The organism is Streptomyces nidicola (assembly GCF_050106155.1).
Classification (GTDB): Bacteria; Actinomycetota; Actinomycetes; order Streptomycetales; family Streptomycetaceae; genus Streptomyces.
This window is the reverse complement of sequence record NZ_JBNBPI010000001.1, coordinates 7,432,692-7,449,901: the sequence shown is the minus strand read 5'-3', so window position 1 is coordinate 7,449,901 and position 17,210 is coordinate 7,432,692. Positions and strand designations below refer to the sequence as shown.

Genomic DNA, 17,210 nt, shown 5'->3' with positions numbered 1-17,210 from the left:
CCCCTACCCCGCTGCTCAATCGCCGCAGGGGCTCAATATGCCGAACCGGACTTGACGGAAAATTACGCCAGCGCCCCCTCGCGCCTTCGGGCCTCCGGGACGCGTGGGCTCTCGCGGTGGGCCGGGTCGCGGACCTCGCCGACCAGGAGTTCCAGTACGTCCTCCAGGGCCACCAGGCCGAGTACGCGGCCGGAGGCGTCCGCGACCTGGGCCAGGTGGGTGGCGGCGCGGCGCATCACCGTGAGGGCGTCGTCCAGCGGGAGTTCGGCCCGCAGCGTGGCCATGGGGCGCCAGAGCTGCTGCGGCACCGCACGGTCCGTGTCGGGGCCGTCGATCAGGTCGAGGACGTCCTTGACGTGGAGGTAGCCCATGAACGCGCCGTCGTCGGAGCAGAGCGGGAAGCGCGAGTAGCCCGTGCGGGCCGTGAGTCCGATGATCTCGGCCGGGGTGACCGCGGGGCCGACCGTCACCAGGGAGGCGCGGTCGATCAGGACGTCCGTCACCGGGCGGGAGCCCAGTTCCAGGGCGTCCTCCAGGCGCTCCTGCTCCTCGGGGGCGAGGAGACCCGCCTGGCCCGAGTCCTCCACGAGCCGGTTGAGCTGCTCGCTCGTGAAGACCGCCTCCACCTCGTCCTTGGGCTCGACCCGGAAGGCCTTCAGGATCAGGCGGGCGCAGGCACCGAGCGCGATCGTGACCGGCTTGCAGAGGCGGGCGAAGGCGACGAGGCCGGGGCTGAACCACAGCGCCGTCTTCTCCGGCGCCGCCATCGCCAGGTTCTTCGGGACCATCTCGCCGATGACGAGGTGGAAGAAGACCACGGCCGCGAGCGCGATCGCGTACCCGAGGGGGTGGATCATGCCGTGCGGGACGTGGGCCGCCTCGAAGACGGGCTCCAGGAGGTGGGCCACGGTCGGTTCGGCCACCGCGCCGAGTGTCAGCGAGCAGACGGTGATGCCGAACTGGGCCGCCGCCATCATCTGCGGCAGGTGCTCGAGGCCGTACAGGACCTGCTTGGCCCGCTTGCCGGGGATGGGTTCGATCTGGCTTCGGCGGACCGACACGAGAGCGAACTCCGCGCCGACGAAGAAGCCGTTGGCGAGGACCAGCAGGGCCGCGAAGACGAGTTGCAGCGCGCTCATCGGGCCGCCTCCAGGACGGGCGTGGGCGCGTCGGCGGTCTTCACGATGCGAACGCGCTCTGCCCTGTAGTGGTCCACCGCTCGCACCGACAGGCGCCAGCCCGGGAGTTCGGCCTTGTCGCCGGGGGCCGGGATGCGGCCCAGGAGGTCGGCGACGAGCCCCGCCACCGTCTCGTACGGGCCCTCGGGGACATCGAGGCCTATGCGGCGCAGGATGTCGACGCGGCAGCTGCCGTCGGCCTCCCAGGCGGGACGGCCGTCCTCGGGCGGGGCGACCGCCAGTTCGGGAAGGTCGAGGCCGTCGTGCTCGTCGCGGACCTCGCCGACGAGCTCCTCCACGATGTCCTCCAGGGTGACGACCCCGGCCGTGCCGCCGTACTCGTCGACGACGACGGCGATCGGCTGCTCGCTGCGCAACCGGGCCAGCAAGGGCTGTACGGGGAGGGTCTCGGGGACGAGCAGCGGGGGTTGCGCGATGCGGCCGACCGGCGTGCGCAGCCGCTCGTGCGCGGGCATCGCGAGGGCGTCCTTCAGGTGGACCATGCCGATGATCTCGTCGATCCGCTCCCGGTAGACCGGGAAGCGGGACAGGCCCGTGGCGCGGGTCAGGTTGACCACGTCCTCGGCGGTCGCGGACGACTGCAGCGCGCTGACCTTCACGCGCGGCGTCATGACGTGCTGCGCGGTCAGCTCGGCGAGCGACAGGGTCCGTACGAAGAGGTCGGCCGTGTCCTGTTCCAGGGCGCCCGCCTGCGCGGAGTGCCGGGCCAGGGAGACGAGTTCGCCGGGCGTGCGGGCCGAGGCCAGCTCGTCGGCGGGTTCGACGCCGAGGGCGCGGACGAGGCGGTTCGCCACGGCGTTGAGCAGGGCGATGACCGGCCGGAACAGGCGGGAGAAGGCGTGCTGCGGGCCGGCCACGAAGCGGGCGACCTGGAGCGGCTTCGACACCGCCCAGTTCTTCGGCACGAGTTCGCCGACCACCATCTGCACGGCGGCGGCGAGCAGCATGCCGACGACGACCGCGATGCCGCCCGCGGCGCCGTCGGGGATGCCGACGGCGGTGAAGGGGCCGTGCAGCAGCTCGGCGAGGGCCGGTTCGGCGAGCATGCCGACGACCAGTGAGGTGATGGTGATGCCGAGCTGGGTGCCGGAGAGCTGGAAGGAGAGCTGCTTGAGGGCATTCACGACCGTGCGGGCGCGCTTGTCGCCCGCGGCCGCGGCCTTCTCGGCGTCGGGGCGTTCCACGGTGACGAGGCCGAATTCGGCCGCCACGAAGAAGCCGTTGGCGAGGATCAGGAGGAAGGCTGCCGCAAGGAGCAGCAACGGGGTGGTCATGCCGCCGCCTCCGGGGACGTGTGCGCGCGGGGCGCGCCATGTCGGGAGGGGGCGGCGCAGGTACTACCGGACGATCCGTCCATCGCTGGAGGGAGTCACTCCTCGGTTCGCAGGAGCCCTTGGCTCCGCCGGTTTGGCGGGTAAGGGCGGGGCGGCACTTGTGGCGCGCCCCGGGACCAGGTTAATCAAGCCGGGGGGCGATGTGTCAGGGGCTGCTCGTCCCGGAGTCGGCGGCGCCGGGGTTGACGTCTCGGGGCTCCGCCCCGGACCCCGCGCCTCAATCGCCGGCGGGGCTTGACTGGTGTGCCGCTTCCGTCAGGGCGCGGAGCGCCTCTGCGTCGCGGATTGCGGCGGTCTTGGCCATGCCGGGCTGGATGCCCATCGCGGCCATGCTGGTGCCGTCGGTGAGGTCGAGGAAGACCCAGGGGTCGCCGGGGCGCAGGTTGACCTGGACGATCTCCGCCCAGGAGAGCCGGCGGCTGCGCGCCACGTTGACCACCGTGACGCCCTCGGTGTCGGCGACGACCTTGGGACGGGCCAGCAGCCAGAGCACGCCCCAGAACAGCGCCCCGGTGAAGACGAAGCTGACCTTCTCCCCCGGGCTCAGGCCGCCGAGCAGCAGCGCGACGATCGTGATCACCACGAAGGACGCGGCGCCGAGCGTGTGCAGGACCGCGCGGGTGCGGCCCGGCCGGAAGGTGACGGGCAGGCTGGGCTGGTCGGACATGGTCGACGTCCTCAGAGGCGGCAGGCGTGGATGGCCGTGGTGAGGATGGCCCGCGCGCCGAGGGCGTACAGGTCGTCCATGATGCGCTGCGCGCCCTTGGCCGGGACCATCGCGCGGACGGCGACCCAGCCCTCGTTGTGCAGCGGGGAGACGGTCGGCGACTCCAGGCCGGGCGTGAGCGCGACGGCCTTCTCCAGGTGCTCGGCGCGGCAGTCGTAGTCCATCATCACGTACGTCCGGGCGACGAGGACGCCCTGGAGGCGGCGCAGGAACTGCTGCACCTTGGGGTCGTCCGTCGTCTCGCCCTTGCGGCGGATGACGCAGGCCTCGGAGCGCATGATCGGCTCGCCGAAGACCTCCAGGCCGGCGTTGCGCAGCGACGTACCCGTCTCGACGACGTCCGCGATGGCCTCGGCGACGCCGAGCTCGATGGCGGTCTCGACGGCGCCGTCGAGGTGCACGACGTTGGCCTCCACGCCGCGCTCGGCGAGGTACTTGCCGACGATGCCCTCGTAGGAGGTGGCGATCGTCTTGCCCGCGAGGTCCGCGATGTCCTTGACCGCGCCCGGACGCGACGCGAAGCGGAAGGTGGAGCGGGCGAAGCCGAGCGGCAGGATCGTCTCGGCCTCGGCGCCGGAGTCGATCAGCAGGTCCTCGCCGGTGATGCCGATGTCGAGCTTGCCCGAGGACACGTAGATCGCGATGTCCTTGGGACGCAGGTAGAAGAACTCGACCTCGTTGTCCGGGTCGACCGTGACGAGTTCCTTGGACTCCTTGCGCTGCCGGTATCCGGCCTCATGCAGCATGTCCGACGCAGGCCCTGAGAGTGAACCCTTGTTGGGGACGGCGATGCGCAGCATGAGGTCGGATTCCTTTGCGTAAGGGGTGAGTTGCGGATGGGGTGGTCGGTACGCGGGCTTAAAGGTGCGCGTACACGTCGTCGAGGGAGATGCCGCGGGCGACCATCATCACCTGCACGTGGTAGAGCAGCTGCGAGATCTCCTCGGCGGCTGCCTCCTTGCCCTCGTGCTCGGCGGCCATCCAGACTTCGGCGGCCTCCTCGACGACCTTCTTGCCGATGGCATGGACGCCCTTGCCGACCAGTTCAGCGGTGCGGGAAGTGGCGGGGTCGCCGTTGGCTGCCTTGTGCTGGAGCTCGGTGAAGAGCTCCTCGAACGTCTTATTGGACATGGTGGCGTCTACTTTACGCGTCCCGGGCCGGGCCTCAGCGCCAGGGCTCGGCGATCGTGCGGAGCGTGGTCGCGGTGGCGACGGCCGCGGTGACCGCCTCGTGCCCCTTGTCCTCGTTGGAGCCCTCGATGCCGGCCCTGTCGAGCGCCTGCTCCTCGGTGTCGCAGGTCAGGACGCCGAAGCCGATGGGGACGCCGGTGTCGACGGTGACCTGGGTGAGCCCGTTCGTCACGCCCTGGCAGACGTACTCGAAGTGCGGGGTGCCGCCGCGGATGACGACGCCGAGCGCGACGATCGCGTCGTAGCCGCGGCCCGCGAGGACCTTCGCGACGACCGGCAGCTCGAAGCTGCCGGGGACGCGCAGCAAGGTGGGCTCGCTGATGCCCAGCTCGTTCAGGGCGCGCAGGGCGCCGTCCACGAGTCCGTCCATGACCTGCTCGTGCCACTGGGCCGCGATGACGGCCACGCGCAGGTCGCCGCAGTTCTTCACGCTCAGTTCGGGTGCACCCTTGCCGCTCACGCGCTTCTCCTCGTACGTACGTCGTTCGAAATGGGGTTACTGGTTGTTGCAGGCGGACGTCCGCGGGGCGTCCAGCCAGGGCAGGTCGTGGCCCATGCGGTCCCGCTTGGTGCGCAGGTAGCGCAGGTTGTGCTCGCCCGCCGTGACGGGCATCGGCTCCCGCTCGGTGACCTTGAGGCCGTGGCGGGTGAGGGCCTCGGTCTTGTCGGGGTTGTTGGTCATCAGGCGCAGGCTGCGCACGCCGAGATCGCCGAGGATCTGGGCGCCGGCCGCGTAGTCGCGGGCGTCGGCGGGCAGGCCGAGTTCCAGGTTGGCGTCGAGGGTGTCGCGGCCCTGCTCCTGGAGCTCGTACGCGCGCAGCTTGGAGACGAGGCCGATGCCGCGGCCCTCGTGTCCGCGCAGGTAGACGACGACGCCGCGGCCCTCCTCGACGATGCGGCGCATGGATTCCTCCAGCTGGGGGCCGCAGTCGCAGCGCAGCGAGTGGAACACGTCGCCGGTCAGGCACTCGGAGTGGATCCGGGCGAGGACCTCCTCGCCGTCGCCGACCTCGCCGTGCACGAGGGCGACGTGCTCGACACCGTCGACCGTGGAGCGGTAGCCGTACGCCGTGAACTCACCGAAGGCGGTGGGGAGTTGGACGGTCGCCGCGCGCTTGACGGTGGGCTCGGAACTGCGGCGGTAGTCGATCAGGTCCTTGATGGAGATGATCGTCAGGCCGTGCCTGCGGGCGAACGGGACGAGCTCGGGCAGGCGCAGCATCACGCCGTCCTCGCCCGCGATCTCCACGATGGCGCCGGCCGGGCGCAGGCCCGCGAGCCGCGCGAGGTCGACGGCGGCCTCGGTGTGGCCGTCGCGGACCAGGACGCCGCCCTCCTTGGCGCGCAGCGGGAAGATGTGTCCTGGGCGCACGAAGTCGCCGGGCTCGCTGCTTCCCGAGGCGAGGAGCCGGAGCGTGGCCGCGCGGTCGGCCGCGGAGATGCCGGTCGTCACGCCGTGCGCGCCGGAGGCGTCGACGGAGACGGTGAACGCGGTCTGCATCGACTCGGTGTTCTGGCCGACCATCTGCGGCAGCTCGAGCCGGTCGAGCTCGGGGCCCTCCATGGGGGCGCAGATCAGGCCGCGGCACTCGCTCATCATGAAGGCGACGATCTCGGGCGTGATCTTCTCGGCGGCGACGACGAGGTCGCCCTCGTTCTCCCGGTCCTCGTCGTCGACGACCACGACGGGGCGGCCCGCGGCGATGTCGCGGACGGCCATCTCGACCGGGTCGAGGCTCAGGTCCTCGACCTCGTACAGGTGCGGTGCCGTGCTCATGCGCGGGCTCCTTCCAGGGCCGGGGCGGTGGAAGCGGCCGCGCGGGAGCGCAGCCACCAGTCGCGCATGCCCCACAGGACGAGCGCGCCGTAGATGACGTAGACGAAGCCGGAGAAGGCGAAGCCGTTGGCGAAGTTCAGGGGGACGCCGACGAGGTCGACGAGCAGCCAGGCGAACCAGAACTCGACCATGCCGCGGGCCTGGGCGTACATCGCGACGACGGTGCCGACGAAGATGTACGCGTCCGGCCACGGGTCCCAGGACAGCGTCGGGAACGCGGTGAACAGGCCGCCCACGGCGAGCGTGCCGACGGCGGCGGCGCCCACCAGGTAGCCGCGCTCGCGCCAGGTGGCGAAGCGGACCGCGATGGAGCCGTCCTGCGCCTGGCCCTTGCCGCGGTTCCACTGCCACCAGCCGTAGAGGGCGACGACGATGACGACGAGCTGCTTGCCGGCGCTGCCCGAGAGGTGGGCGGTGGCGAAGGCGGTGAGCAGGATCGCGCCGGATATCAGCTGGGCGGGCCAGGTCCAGATGGAGCGGCGCCAGCCGAGCGCGAGGGCGATGAGACCGATCGTGTTGCCGATCATGTCGGACCAGAGGATGTGCTGGCCGAAGATCGTGAACGCCTCGGTGTTGAGCCAGTTCACCGCGCACCGCCCTGCGAACCGTTGGAAGCGATCCGGTCACCGAGCATCCGCTCCACGTACTTCGCGATGATGTCGACCTCGAGGTTCACCGGGTCGCCGGCCTGCTTCACGCCGAGCGTGGTCAGGGCGAGGGTGGTGGGGATGAGGCTGATGGTGAAGTAGTCGTCGGCGGCCTCGACGACGGTCAGGCTCACGCCGTCGACGGTGATCGAGCCCTTCTCGACGACGTAGCGGGACAGCTCGGCAGGCAGCGAGATCTTGACGATCTCCCAGTGCTCGGAGGGGGTCCGCTCGACGATCGTGCCCGTGCCGTCGACGTGGCCCTGCACGACGTGCCCGCCGAAGCGGCCGTCGGCGACCATCGGCCTTTCGAGATTGACGCGGGAGCCCGTGGCGAGTGCGCCGAGGCTGGAGCGCTTGAGGGTCTCGGCCATGACGTCGGCGGTGAACTCGTCGTTCTCGTGCTCGACGACGGTGAGGCACACGCCGTTGACCGCGATGGAGTCCCCGTGTTTGGCGCCGTCCGTGACGACGGGGCCGCGCACACGGAAGCGACAGGCGTCATCGAGATTCTCGACGGCGGTGATCTCGCCCAGCTCTTCGACGATTCCGGTGAACACTTCCCGGGTCCTCCCTTTACGGGCCTGGACTCCGGGGCACTGTCGTACGACGACGACAGAACGTACGGACTGCGACACCTGTGGCTACGCCGCGGTCGACACCGGTCCCCTGGGGAACCGCTGAAACAGCCGGCGACGCGCACTCACGTGCCCGCCCGCCGCGCACTGCCTCCCATCCGGACTTTAACCGTCGGTCCAGGAATTTCACCTGGTCAACCGGCCACAGGATCGTGACCGGGTCGCGGACTGTAACCGCCGGTTCGGACTTTCACCGACCCCGGAGTGCGCTGCTTCTGGTACAGAGCCAGTCTGCCACGTCTCCCCGACGTGCACGCATGCGAATGCTGTGGGCTGACTCACAGGCCGCGACGCTGGTTTCCGCCCGCCGGCGGGAATACGACGCCGCTCCGGCAGGCGCCGTTCTGGCAGGCTGAGGGCGTGACCAGCACGCATTCCACCGAACACGCGGCCCGCGCCGCCGAGTTCGAGAACCACAGGGCCCGGATGTTCGGGCTCGCCTACCGGATGCTCGGCTCCGCCGAGGAGGCCGAGGACGCGGTGCAGGACGCGTATCTGCGGTTCGGTGCCACGGAGCCGGGGGCCGTCGAGCACGTCGGCGCCTGGCTCGCCAAGGTCGTCACGAACCTCTGTCTGAACCGTCTCTCGTCGGCCCGCGTCCAGCGGGAGCAGTACGCGGGCCCCTGGCTGCCCGAACCCGTCCTTACCTCGGACGGCGCCCTCGGTCCGCTCGAGTCGGCCGAGCGGCTGGACTCGGTGTCGTGCGCACTGCTCGTACTTCTGGAGCGCCTCACACCGACCGAGCGGGCGGTGTACGTGCTGCGGGAGGCCTTCGCGTACGGGTATCGGGAGATCGCCGGGGTGCTCGACCTCGGCGAGGCCAACTGCCGCCAGCTGTACCGGCGGGCGACGGCGCGCATCGCGGAGCCCGCCGCGCGGTTCGAGCCGTCCGAGCGGGTGCGGCGCGAGCTGGTGGAGGCGTTCGTCGGGGCGGCGCGCGAGGGCGATCTGGCGGGCCTGGAGAAGATCCTCGCCACGGATGTGCAGTGGTGGGGCGACGGCGGCGGCAAGGTCACGGCGGCCCGCAAGGCGGTCGAGGGCCGCGAGAAGGTGCTGCGGTTCCTGGAGGGCATCGCGGAGAAGTATCTGGTGGGCGTCGAGCTGCTCGTGGAGGAGATCAACGGGGAGCCGGGGATCGTCGTGCGGCAGCCGGACGGGAGCCTGTTCGCGGTGGTGTGTTTCGAGGTACGGGAAGGGCGCGTTTCGGTGGGGCGGACGATCCTGAATCCGGACAAGCTGAGGTTCGTGTCCCGTCAGCTGGGCGCGGTCGCGTAGGGCTGTCACATTCGCGCGGCCGTCACATTCGCGCGGCTGTCACATTCGCGCGGCTGTCACATTCGCGCGGCCCCGCCGGTTCTCAGCTGACGACGGGCGTTCCGCAGGGGGACGCCCGGTTGCGAAGGAGCTGAGACGGCGATGACCACGATCCTGGTGACCGGCGGAACCGGAACGCTCGGCCGGCTCGTCACCGAGCGGCTGCGCGGGGCGGGGCACGAGGTGCGGGTGCTGAGCAGGCACAGCGAGCCGTACGCCGTGGACCTGCGCGAGGGCGGGCCCGCGCTCGACCGGGCCGTGACCGGCGTGGACACGATCGTGCACTGCGCGACGACGCAGACCGGCGGCGACGAGAAGGCTGCAGCCCGGTTGGTGGAGGCGGCGCGGCGGGCGGATGTGCCGCACCTGCTCTACATCTCGATCGTCGGGGTGGACGAGGTTCCGTTCCCCTACTACAAGGCGAAGCTCGCGGTGGAGCGGCTCGTCGAGGAGTCGGGGCTCGGGTGGACGGTGCTGCGGGCGACGCAGTTCCACGATCTGGTGGCGACGATCGTGCGGGTCGCGGCGAAGCTGCCGGTGGTGCTGTTGCCCGCCGGTGTGAGCGATCAGCCGATCGAGGTGGGCGAAGTGGCGGACCGGCTGGCCGAGTTGGCGGTGTCGCCTCCGGCGGGGCGGGTCGAGGACATGGGCGGGCCCGAGGTTCTTACGTTCCCGGATCTTGCGCGTACGTATCTCAAGGCGGCGGGGAAGCGGCGCCCGGTCGTGTCGGTGCCGCTGGCCGGGAAGGCGTATCGGGCGTTTCGGGCGGGCGGACATCTCGCTCCGCGGGAGGCGGTCGGGAAGGTGACGTTCGCGGAGTATCTCGCTCGGCGTTGACCGGTCCTGCGCCTCGGGGCTCCGCCCCGGACCCCGCCGGCTCTCGTCCGAAGGCGGGGCTCGAATTACCCACCGGACTCGCCGCTCCATCGCGGGTAGACGGCCTCCTGGGCCGTCTCCCGCGCCACCAGCAGCGCGCCCCGCAACACCGCCGCGCCACCCAACTCACCCGCCCGGACCTCGGTCGGCAGCGGGGACATACCCGCCAGCCGCGCAGCGACCCGCTCGGCGAGCGCCTCGCCGCCCGCGCGGCCCACCTCGCCCGCGAGCACCACGCAGCCGGGGTCGAGGACGGCCACCACCGCGGCGGCGCCCAGCACCACCCGGTCGGCCAGCGCGTCGAGGAATGCCGCGTCGCCGGCGCGCACCACGTCCGCCGCATGCTCCAGCGGCTCCCCCGGCCCCACGAGGCCGTGCTCCGCGGCCAGTTCGAGGATCGCCGCCGAGCCGGCGAGCGAGTGGAAGCCTCCGTCGCAGCCGGACGCGGACGGCAGGCCGCCGGTGCCCGGCACCGGCAGGAATCCGACCTCTCCGGTGCCGCCGGAGGCGCCGCGCCGCAGCTTGCCGTCCAGGACGACGGCGGCGCCGATGCCGAGGCCCAGCCACAGCAGCGCGAAGGTGTCCCGGTCGCGGGCCGCGCCGTCGCGCCGCTCGGCGAGGGCGGCGAGGTTCGTCTCGTTCTCCACCAACACCCGTGCGGGCAACCGTTCTTGCAGCGCGGAGACCAGGCGGCGGTGCCATTGCGGCAGGCCGGAGGAGTCGCGCAGTTCGCCGGTCGCCGGGTCGATGAGGCCGGGGGCGCCGACGCCGACGGTGTGCAGCCGCTCGACGCCCGCCTCCTTCGCCGTGCGTTCCAGCGTCGTGACGGTGCGCTCGACGGCGGCGCCCGCCTCCTCCCCCGCCCCGACCGGCACCGACGCCTCCGCGAGCACCGTGCCCACCAGGTCGGCGACGACGAGCCGTACGCCGCCGGTGCGCACGTCGAGCGCGGCGAGGTGGGCCCGGCCGGCGACGATCCCGTAGAGCCGGGCGTTGGGGCCGCGCCGCTGGGCGCCCGCCTCGCCGACGACCTCGATGAGGCCCGCCGCGGTGAGCCGCTCGACGAGGTCGGCGACGGTGGGCCGGGACAGGCCCGTGCGGTCCTTCAACTGCCCTGCGGTGAGCGGCCCTTCCTCCTGGAGGAGGCGCAGCGCGAGCCGGTCGTTGATGGCTCGGGCGGTTCTGGGCGATGCGGGCATGGCGGGATCCTACGCGGATATCACTGGCATTATCAGGCAGGGTTCCTGATAGTTTACGGCGGCACGCAAGGGAGACTTGGGGAGGGCTCGCGGGATGCAGGAACTGACGTACGCACCAAGGGAGTTGAAGCGGGCGCGGTACGCCGTCGCCACCGTCTTCTGCATCCATGGCTCCGTGACGGGGTCGTTCGCGACGCGGGTGCCCTGGATCCAGGAGCACGCGGGCGTGAGCGCGGGGCAGTTGGGCCTCGCGCTGGCCTTCCCCGCGATCGGCGCCTCGCTCTCGATGCCGCTGGCGGGCAGCGTCACCCACCGCTTCGGCGCCCGCGCCGGGCTGCGCGGACTGCTCGCGCTGTGGACGCTGGCCCTGATCCTGCCCTCGCTCGCACCCAACCTGCTCACGCTGTGCGCCGCGCTGCTCGTGTACGGGGCGACCGCGGGCATGTCGGACGTGGCCATGAACGCGCTGGGCGTCGAGATCGAGACCCGGCTCGACAAATCGATCATGTCGGGGCTGCACGGGCTGTGGAGCGTGGGCGCCCTGCTCGGCTCGCTCGGCGGCACCCTCGCCGCGCATCTGGGCTCGGACGCGCGGCTGCACCACGCGATCGCGGCGGTCGTGCTGACCGTGGCGGGCCTGGTCGTCTGCCGCTGGGTGCTCGATCTGCGTCCGACGGAGGAAGAGGAGGCGCCGCCGCGCTTCGCGCTGCCGCCCAAGTCGGCGCTCCTCATCGGGGCGGTCGGGTTCTGCGCGGTGTTCGCGGAGGGCGCGAGCCTGGACTGGTCGGCGGTGTATCTGCGGGATGTGCTCGGCACGTCGGCCGGGCTCGCGGCGGCCTGCACCACGGCGTTCACGCTCACGATGGCGGTGGCGCGGATCGCGGGCGACGCGGTGGTGGACCGGTTCGGCGCGGTGCGCACCGTGCGGATCAGCGGCGTCGTGGCGACGCTCGGCGCGCTGCTCGTGGTGGTCGCGCCGAACCCGGGCGTCGCGATGGCCGGATTCGGCCTGGTGGGCCTCGGTATCGCGGTCGTGGTGCCGCTCTGCTTCGCCGCGGCCGGGCGCAGCGGCCCGAATCCGAGCCTGGCCATCGCCGGCGTCGCCACCATCACGTACACCTCGGGCCTGATCGCGCCCTCGGCGATCGGCACGATCGCCGACGCGACCAGCCTGGTGGTCTCGTTCGGCCTGGTGACCGTGCTGGCGACCGGGCTCGTGGTGTTCGCGAAGGTGCTGCGCGGCGGCGACCGTACGAAGACGGGGGCGGCGCAGCCGAGCGCCTCGCGGGCGGCGGATCACGCCTCGTAGGACCGGGCAGGTGGGCGGTGGCTCGGTGCGAGGTCGCACTTACGTCGCATTAACATGAAGCGATCATTTCGAGCCGCACAGGCAGCAATGGTCGGCCACCCCACCACCCACCTCACGGCCCCCACAGAAGGCGGAAACTCTCATGGACCTCGGCGTGCGCTGGAAACTGCACGGCGGCGACGGGCGCACGCCGGCCCCTGGCGCGGTCGTCCGCCCCGACGAGCGGCTGACGTGGCCGCGCACGATCGGGCTCGGCGCACAGCACGTGGTCGCGATGTTCGGGGCGTCCTTCGTGGCGCCCGTCCTGATGGGCCTCGACCCGAACCTCGCGATCATGATGTCCGGCGTCTCGACGGTCATCTTCCTGCTCGCGACGCGCGGCCGGGTCCCCAGCTACCTGGGCTGTTCGCTCTCCTTCGTGGGCGTCGCGGCCGTGATCCGGGCGCAGGGCGGCACCAGCGCGACGGTCACGGGCGCGGTCTTCGTCGTGGGTGTCGCGATGTTCCTGGTGGGCCTCGCGGTACAGAAGTTCGGGGCGCGGATCATCCACGCGGCGATGCCGCCGGTGGTGACCGGCGCGGTCGTGATGCTGATCGGCTTCAACCTCGCCCCGGTCACGGCCACCACGTACTGGCCGACCGACCAGTGGACGGCGCTGCTCGTCATGCTGTTCACCGGTTTGGCCGTGGTGTGCCTGCGCGGTTTCTGGTCGCGCATCGCGATCTTCCTGGGACTGGTCTTCGGCTACGCGATCTCCTGGGTCCTCGACCGGATCTTCGGGCAGATCCACTCTCCGAACAGCGGCGGCAAGGCCGTCGACCACTGGCGCCTCGACCTGTCGGCGGTCGGCCATGCGGACTGGTTCGGCCTGCCGAGCTTCCACGCGCCGTCCTTCCAGTGGTCGGCGATTCTGGTCGCCCTCCCCGTCGTCATCGCGCTGATCGCGGAGAACGCGGGCCACGTCAAGGCGGTCGGCGAGATGACCGGCGACAACCTCGACGGCAAGCTCGGCACGGCCATCTCGGCGGACGGCGTCGGCTCGATGCTCTCCACGGCCGTCGGCGGCCCGCCCAACACCACGTACTCCGAGAACATCGGCGTGATGGCCGCGACCCGCGTCTACTCGACGGCGGCGTACTGGGCGGCGGCGGGATTCGCGCTGCTCTTCGGCCTGTGCCCGAAGTTCGGCGCGATCGTCGCGGCGATCCCGGGCGGCGTCCTCGGCGGCATCACGGTCATCCTCTACGGCATGATCGGCCTGCTCGGCGCGCAGATCTGGATCAACGCGGGCGTCGACCTCCGCAACCCCCTGAACCTCGTCCCCACCGCCGCGGGCATCATCATCGGCATCGGCGACGTCTCCCTGAAGTTCACCGACACCTTCTCGCTGAGCGGCATCGCCCTCGGCACGATCGTCGTGATCACCGGCTACCACGCACTGCGGGCGATGGCCCCCGCGCACCTCAAGACGCAGAAGCCGCTGCTCGACGAGGGCACGTCGTCGTACGACGAGGAGCGAGCCGACAACAGGCCGGTCGGCGACAAGTAGTCACCCGCCCTCCCACCGGTCCACCGCAGGGCCCGGCAGGGCGAGTTGATCGAGGACCCGGGCGACCGTGTGGTCGACCAGGTCCTCGATCGTTTTGGGGCGCTGGTAGAACGCCGGCATCGGCGGCACGATCCGGACGCCCATGCGGGCGAGGGCGAGCATGTTCTCCAGGTGGATCTCGTGCAGCGGGCTCTCGCGCGGTACGAGGACCAGCGGCCGCCGCTCCTTGAGGACCACGTCGGCCGCCCGGCCGATCAGCCCGTCCGCGTAGCCGGCCCGGATCCCCGCCAGCGTCTTCATGCTGCACGGCGCGATCACCATGCCGTCGGTGCGGAACGAGCCGGACGAGACGGCCGCCGCCTGGTCACCGGGGCGGTGCACGACGTCGGCGAGCTTCTGTACGTCGCCGACGCTCCGGTCCGTCTCCAGCTCGATGGTCGTACGCGCCCAGCGGGTCAGGATCAGATGCGTCTCGACGTCGGGCACGGCGCGCAGCGCCTCCAGAAGGCGGATGCCGTAGACCGCGCCGGTCGCGCCCGTGATCCCGACGATCAGCCGCACGCCGGCCCCCGGTCCAGCAGTTCGCGGGCGCGCGCGACGCGGGCCGGGTCCGTACGGATGCGTACGGCGTCGAAGTGCGGGGCGCGGGTGGCGTCGAGGGCCATGCGGGACGTGGTGCCGTCCGGGGTCGACGAGGGGTCGAGGGGGCTGCCGGGAAGGCCGTCAACCGTGAACACGTCGGCGCCCGGCTGGAGATGGGTCGCGAGCGCCCACAGCACGTCCTCGTCGCGGGTGATGTCCACGTCGTCGTCGACCGCGACGACCGTCTTCAGATACGGGTCCCAGCCGAGCAGCGCGAGCATGATCTGCCGGGCCTGTCCTGGACGGGCCTGGCGCAGGGCGACGTACGCGTGGAAGTGCGTGCCGGAGGTCGGGTAGTGCAGCGCCGTGACCTCGGGAAAGCGGGACGTGAGCTGCTCGGACATCTCCGACTCGCGCGGGATGCGGGCCAGGTTGAGGTGTTCGGCGCTGTTGCCGCCGACGATGTCGAGGAGGACGGCGTCGCGGCGGCGCAGCACGCTGTGCACCGTGAGGACGTTGTTCGTGGAGCGGTCGGAGGAGTAGCCGGAGAACTCGCCGAAGGGGCCTTCGGGCGCGGTGCGGGCCGGGTCGATGACGCCTTCGAGGACGAGTTCGGCGCAGGCCGGGACGCGAATCCCGTGCCGTGGGGTGCGTACGACGTCCAGGGGCTCCCCCAACAGGCCGCCCGCCAGGGTGCGTTCGTCCACGTCGGGGCCGACGCGGGCCGAGGCGGCGAGCTGGAAGAGGGGGTGGGCGCCGATGACCATCGCCACCGGCAGCGGCTCGCCGCGCTCCTCGGCAAGGCGCAGCAGCTGCCACAGGTGGCCGCGCGAGTGCAGGCTCGTGGCGAGTTCGGTGCGGCTGTGCACGAGGGCGCGGTGGTAGCTGAGGTTGCCGGAGCGGCCGGGGGCGTCGGGTGCGGGCGGTGGTGCTTCGGCGGTGATGACGCCGCTGGTGATGTACGGGCCCCGGTCCGAGTCGAAGTGCTTGAGGAGCGGGAGCGTGGTCAGGTCGACGTCCGGCCCCTCGGCGACCGTGTCGAGGACGGGGCCCGTGGGGACGACGCGGGGTTCGGTGCGGCGGGCGGCGGCGCGCTGGTAGGCGCGGTGCAGACCGGCCGGGTCCGTGCCGAGGAGGCGGGCGACGCGGGTGCGCGAGGCGAAGAGGTTGGTGACGAGGGGCGTGCCGTCGAGGCCTTCCACCTGTGCGCACACGAGAAGTTCGTCGCGGCCACGGGCGGCGAGTTCGGCGACGAGGGCGGCGACGTCCTCGCCTTCCAGCTTCTCGTCGACGGTGAGTACGTCGTCGGGGTGGGCAGTGCGGTAGGCGTCGAGGAAGGCGTGCAGATCCTGATCGGCGGTGGTGGTGGCCCGGGTGGGGTCAGTGGCTGTCACAGCAGACTCCCGCGTGTATGCCGCCGGTGAACAACCCGCCCCACGCGGGGGATTCGACTCCCGTGCCGAGCAGGTCGAGTGCCGTACGGACGGCCACCCGCGCCCCGTCGTGCACCGGCTTGCCCAACTCCCGTTCCACCATGGCTGCGACGGGGGCGACCGGTAGTTCGGTGCCGGCCACCACCAGGCACTCGGCGTCGGCGGAATCGGCGTCGAGGAGGATCCGGCGGACCTTCGACACGGGGAGCTCGGCCGCCTCGCGCGGGGTGGCCAGGTCGAGGGCCGTGAGGGAGGCGATACGGAGGCCGGCGGCGAGGCAGGTGTCGGCGAGGCGGCCCGCCTGTTGTTCGGAGCCTGCCGTGATCAGGGCGATGGAGTGGGTCGCGGCGCGGGCGAGGAGGTCGAGTTGGCCGAGGGTGACGGTGGAGGCGCGGACGCCGGCGGTGCGTTCGATGACGCGGGCGACGGTGCGGGCGTGGGCGGCGCCGTCGAGGCCGGCCGAGGTGCCGTGCCACACGATGGCGTCGGCGCCGGCCTGGGCCAACTGTTCGGCACCGCGCCGCAGTTCGTCGGTGTGGGTGGCCGTCAGGGACGGGCCGTACTGGAACTCGGGGAGGAGGGCGCGGGCGGCGGGGTGGGCGATGTCCACCTGGACCGGGGCGCAGATCTGGGCGACCCAGCGGTCGGCGCCGAGGGAGGTGGCGGGGAGGAGGTGCCCGATGCGCTGCATGGTGGCGGGTCCTGTCTGTGGCGGTGGGGTATGGCGGGGGCGTGGTCGGGGTCGGGGTTGGGGTTGGGGTTGGGGTGACTGTTGCGGTGGGCCGCGGTGGCGCCGGCGCGGCAGCGGGTGGGTGGGCCATGGCTGGTGCGCGGCACCGGGCGGGCGGTGATGCCGCCTGACGTGGGTGGTGCGCGGCACCGGGCGGGCCGTGACGGCGCCTGACGCGATCGCTGCGCGGCACCGGGTGCGTGCTGACGCTCGCCGTGACCGTTACGCGGCACCGGGCGCGTGCTGACGCCTGACGTGACCGTTACGCGGCACCGGGCGCGTGCTGACGCCTGACGTGACCGTTACGCGGCACCGGACCTCCCCCGGCTGCGCCGGTACCCGCCCATCTCCCACCCGCCCGCCCCCTCCGGGGGCTCCGGCCCCCGCGGGCGACCCGGACCGGCGTCCACGGTGCTCGCTGCCCCACACCAGGGCTCACCCACCGCCCGTGAGGCAGCACCGAGGCTGCGCACCGGCACCGGGGCCGGAGCCTCCGTGTTCATTGCACGGCACCGGGCGCCGCCTTGCCCACCCTGCCGCCCAAGGCGGCAGATTGCCCAAGGCGGGGGCGGCGTCGGCCGCTGCGGGTGGGGAGCCGTGGTCGGCGGAGGTTGCCCCCAGGCGGGGCGGCGTCGACTGCGACAG

At 72.0% G+C, this 17,210-nt stretch carries 17 protein-coding genes and 1 riboswitch; of the genes, 4 read left to right on the top strand and 13 right to left on the bottom strand.

What is annotated here, in order from left to right:
- Positions 1–62: 62 nt before the first annotated feature.
- The 9 genes from ACOKM3_RS33690 to ACOKM3_RS33650 form a co-directional block, all read right to left on the bottom strand.
- Positions 63–1,139 carry a hemolysin family protein gene (locus ACOKM3_RS33690; protein ID WP_426905013.1) on the bottom strand — a complete coding sequence of 359 codons (1,077 nt, stop codon included), beginning with the start codon at positions 1,137–1,139 and terminating at the stop codon, positions 63–65.
- A complete protein-coding gene (locus ACOKM3_RS33685) occupies positions 1,136–2,473 on the bottom strand; it encodes a hemolysin family protein (RefSeq protein ID WP_426905012.1) in 1,338 nt (445 codons plus the stop codon). The genes ACOKM3_RS33690 and ACOKM3_RS33685 overlap by 4 nt, the downstream gene beginning before the upstream one ends.
- A gap of 277 nt (positions 2,474–2,750) precedes the next feature.
- Positions 2,751–3,200 carry a PH domain-containing protein gene (locus tag ACOKM3_RS33680; protein WP_426905011.1) on the bottom strand — a complete coding sequence of 150 codons (450 nt, stop codon included), beginning with the start codon at positions 3,198–3,200 and terminating at the stop codon, positions 2,751–2,753.
- Between the two features lie 11 nt (positions 3,201–3,211).
- On the bottom strand, positions 3,212–4,060 hold the full coding sequence (gene hisG, locus ACOKM3_RS33675; RefSeq protein WP_426905010.1) for an ATP phosphoribosyltransferase: 849 nt from the start codon (positions 4,058–4,060) through the stop codon (positions 3,212–3,214).
- A gap of 58 nt (positions 4,061–4,118) precedes the next feature.
- Positions 4,119–4,391, bottom strand: coding sequence for a phosphoribosyl-ATP diphosphatase (locus ACOKM3_RS33670; RefSeq protein ID WP_425836281.1), 273 nt, complete (start codon positions 4,389–4,391; stop codon positions 4,119–4,121).
- Positions 4,392–4,425: 34 nt separating this feature from the next.
- Positions 4,426–4,911, bottom strand: a complete 486-nt coding sequence (ribH, locus tag ACOKM3_RS33665; RefSeq protein ID WP_266721889.1) for a 6,7-dimethyl-8-ribityllumazine synthase — start codon at positions 4,909–4,911, stop codon at positions 4,426–4,428.
- Positions 4,912–4,947: 36 nt separating this feature from the next.
- Positions 4,948–6,228 carry a bifunctional 3,4-dihydroxy-2-butanone-4-phosphate synthase/GTP cyclohydrolase II gene (locus ACOKM3_RS33660; protein ID WP_426905009.1) on the bottom strand — a complete coding sequence of 427 codons (1,281 nt, stop codon included), beginning with the start codon at positions 6,226–6,228 and terminating at the stop codon, positions 4,948–4,950.
- On the bottom strand, positions 6,225–6,875 hold the full coding sequence (locus ACOKM3_RS33655) for a nicotinamide mononucleotide transporter family protein (RefSeq protein WP_426905008.1): 651 nt from the start codon (positions 6,873–6,875) through the stop codon (positions 6,225–6,227). The genes ACOKM3_RS33660 and ACOKM3_RS33655 overlap by 4 nt, the downstream gene beginning before the upstream one ends.
- Positions 6,872–7,495, bottom strand: coding sequence for a riboflavin synthase (locus ACOKM3_RS33650; RefSeq protein WP_426905007.1), 624 nt, complete (start codon positions 7,493–7,495; stop codon positions 6,872–6,874). The genes ACOKM3_RS33655 and ACOKM3_RS33650 overlap by 4 nt, the downstream gene beginning before the upstream one ends.
- Positions 7,496–7,653: 158 nt before the next feature.
- Positions 7,654–7,785: riboswitch (FMN riboswitch) on the bottom strand.
- Positions 7,786–7,933: 148 nt separating this feature from the next.
- Here ACOKM3_RS33650 and ACOKM3_RS33645 point away from each other — a divergent pair.
- Together ACOKM3_RS33645 and ACOKM3_RS33640 are read left to right on the top strand one after the other, a co-directional pair.
- Positions 7,934–8,848, top strand: coding sequence for an RNA polymerase sigma-70 factor (locus ACOKM3_RS33645; RefSeq protein WP_426905006.1), 915 nt, complete (start codon positions 7,934–7,936; stop codon positions 8,846–8,848).
- Between the two features lie 141 nt (positions 8,849–8,989).
- Positions 8,990–9,724, top strand: coding sequence for an SDR family oxidoreductase (locus ACOKM3_RS33640; protein ID WP_426905005.1), 735 nt, complete (start codon positions 8,990–8,992; stop codon positions 9,722–9,724).
- Positions 9,725–9,789: 65 nt separating this feature from the next.
- Here the strand turns inward: ACOKM3_RS33640 and ACOKM3_RS33635 are convergent, their stop codons facing one another.
- The gene (locus tag ACOKM3_RS33635) at positions 9,790–10,962 is read right to left on the bottom strand and encodes an ROK family transcriptional regulator (RefSeq protein ID WP_426905004.1); all 1,173 of its coding nucleotides are present in this window, start codon (positions 10,960–10,962) and stop codon (positions 9,790–9,792) included.
- 94 nt (positions 10,963–11,056) lie between these two features.
- Between ACOKM3_RS33635 and ACOKM3_RS33630 the strand changes: the two genes are divergently transcribed.
- Entirely contained in the window at positions 11,057–12,271 is a 1,215-nt protein-coding gene (locus tag ACOKM3_RS33630; RefSeq protein ID WP_426905003.1) for an MFS transporter, read from the top strand.
- A 142-nt stretch (positions 12,272–12,413) separates the two neighbouring features.
- Complete coding sequence (locus tag ACOKM3_RS33625; protein ID WP_426905002.1) at positions 12,414–13,820, top strand: uracil-xanthine permease family protein; 1,407 nt, start codon at positions 12,414–12,416, stop codon at positions 13,818–13,820.
- Here ACOKM3_RS33625 and ACOKM3_RS33620 read toward each other — a convergent pair whose 3' ends face one another.
- From ACOKM3_RS33620 to ACOKM3_RS33610, 3 genes are read right to left on the bottom strand one after another with little or no spacing between them, the layout of a single operon-like run.
- Positions 13,821–14,381, bottom strand: a complete 561-nt coding sequence (locus ACOKM3_RS33620) for a non-oxidative hydroxyarylic acid decarboxylases subunit B (protein ID WP_426905001.1) — start codon at positions 14,379–14,381, stop codon at positions 13,821–13,823.
- On the bottom strand, positions 14,372–15,796 hold the full coding sequence (locus ACOKM3_RS33615; RefSeq protein ID WP_426905000.1) for a UbiD family decarboxylase: 1,425 nt from the start codon (positions 15,794–15,796) through the stop codon (positions 14,372–14,374). The genes ACOKM3_RS33620 and ACOKM3_RS33615 overlap by 10 nt, the downstream gene beginning before the upstream one ends.
- Positions 15,783–16,526: an aspartate racemase/maleate isomerase family protein gene (locus ACOKM3_RS33610; protein WP_426904999.1), complete on the bottom strand. Its 744-nt coding sequence runs from the start codon at positions 16,524–16,526 to the stop codon at positions 15,783–15,785. Before ACOKM3_RS33610 ends, ACOKM3_RS33615 begins: the two co-directional genes overlap by 14 nt.
- Positions 16,527–17,210 lie beyond the last annotated feature (684 nt).

Bases quoted from the DNA above. Each gene is read 5' to 3' on its own strand.
- ACOKM3_RS33690 (WP_426905013.1), bottom strand. From the start codon at position 1,139: ATGAGCGCGCTGCAACTCGTCTTCGCGGCCCTGCTGGTCCTCGCCAAC.
- ACOKM3_RS33685 (WP_426905012.1), bottom strand. From the start codon at position 2,473: ATGACCACCCCGTTGCTGCTCCTTGCGGCAGCCTTCCTCCTGATCCTC.
- ACOKM3_RS33680 (WP_426905011.1), bottom strand. From the start codon at position 3,200: ATGTCCGACCAGCCCAGCCTGCCCGTCACCTTCCGGCCGGGCCGCACC.
- hisG (WP_426905010.1), bottom strand. From the start codon at position 4,060: ATGCTGCGCATCGCCGTCCCCAACAAGGGTTCACTCTCAGGGCCTGCG.
- ACOKM3_RS33670 (WP_425836281.1), bottom strand. From the start codon at position 4,391: ATGTCCAATAAGACGTTCGAGGAGCTCTTCACCGAGCTCCAGCACAAG.
- ACOKM3_RS33660 (WP_426905009.1), bottom strand. From the start codon at position 6,228: ATGAGCACGGCACCGCACCTGTACGAGGTCGAGGACCTGAGCCTCGAC.
- ACOKM3_RS33640 (WP_426905005.1), top strand. From the start codon at position 8,990: ATGACCACGATCCTGGTGACCGGCGGAACCGGAACGCTCGGCCGGCTC.
- ACOKM3_RS33635 (WP_426905004.1), bottom strand. From the start codon at position 10,962: ATGCCCGCATCGCCCAGAACCGCCCGAGCCATCAACGACCGGCTCGCG.
- ACOKM3_RS33630 (WP_426905003.1), top strand. From the start codon at position 11,057: ATGCAGGAACTGACGTACGCACCAAGGGAGTTGAAGCGGGCGCGGTAC.
- ACOKM3_RS33625 (WP_426905002.1), top strand. From the start codon at position 12,414: ATGGACCTCGGCGTGCGCTGGAAACTGCACGGCGGCGACGGGCGCACG.
- ACOKM3_RS33610 (WP_426904999.1), bottom strand. From the start codon at position 16,526: ATGCAGCGCATCGGGCACCTCCTCCCCGCCACCTCCCTCGGCGCCGAC.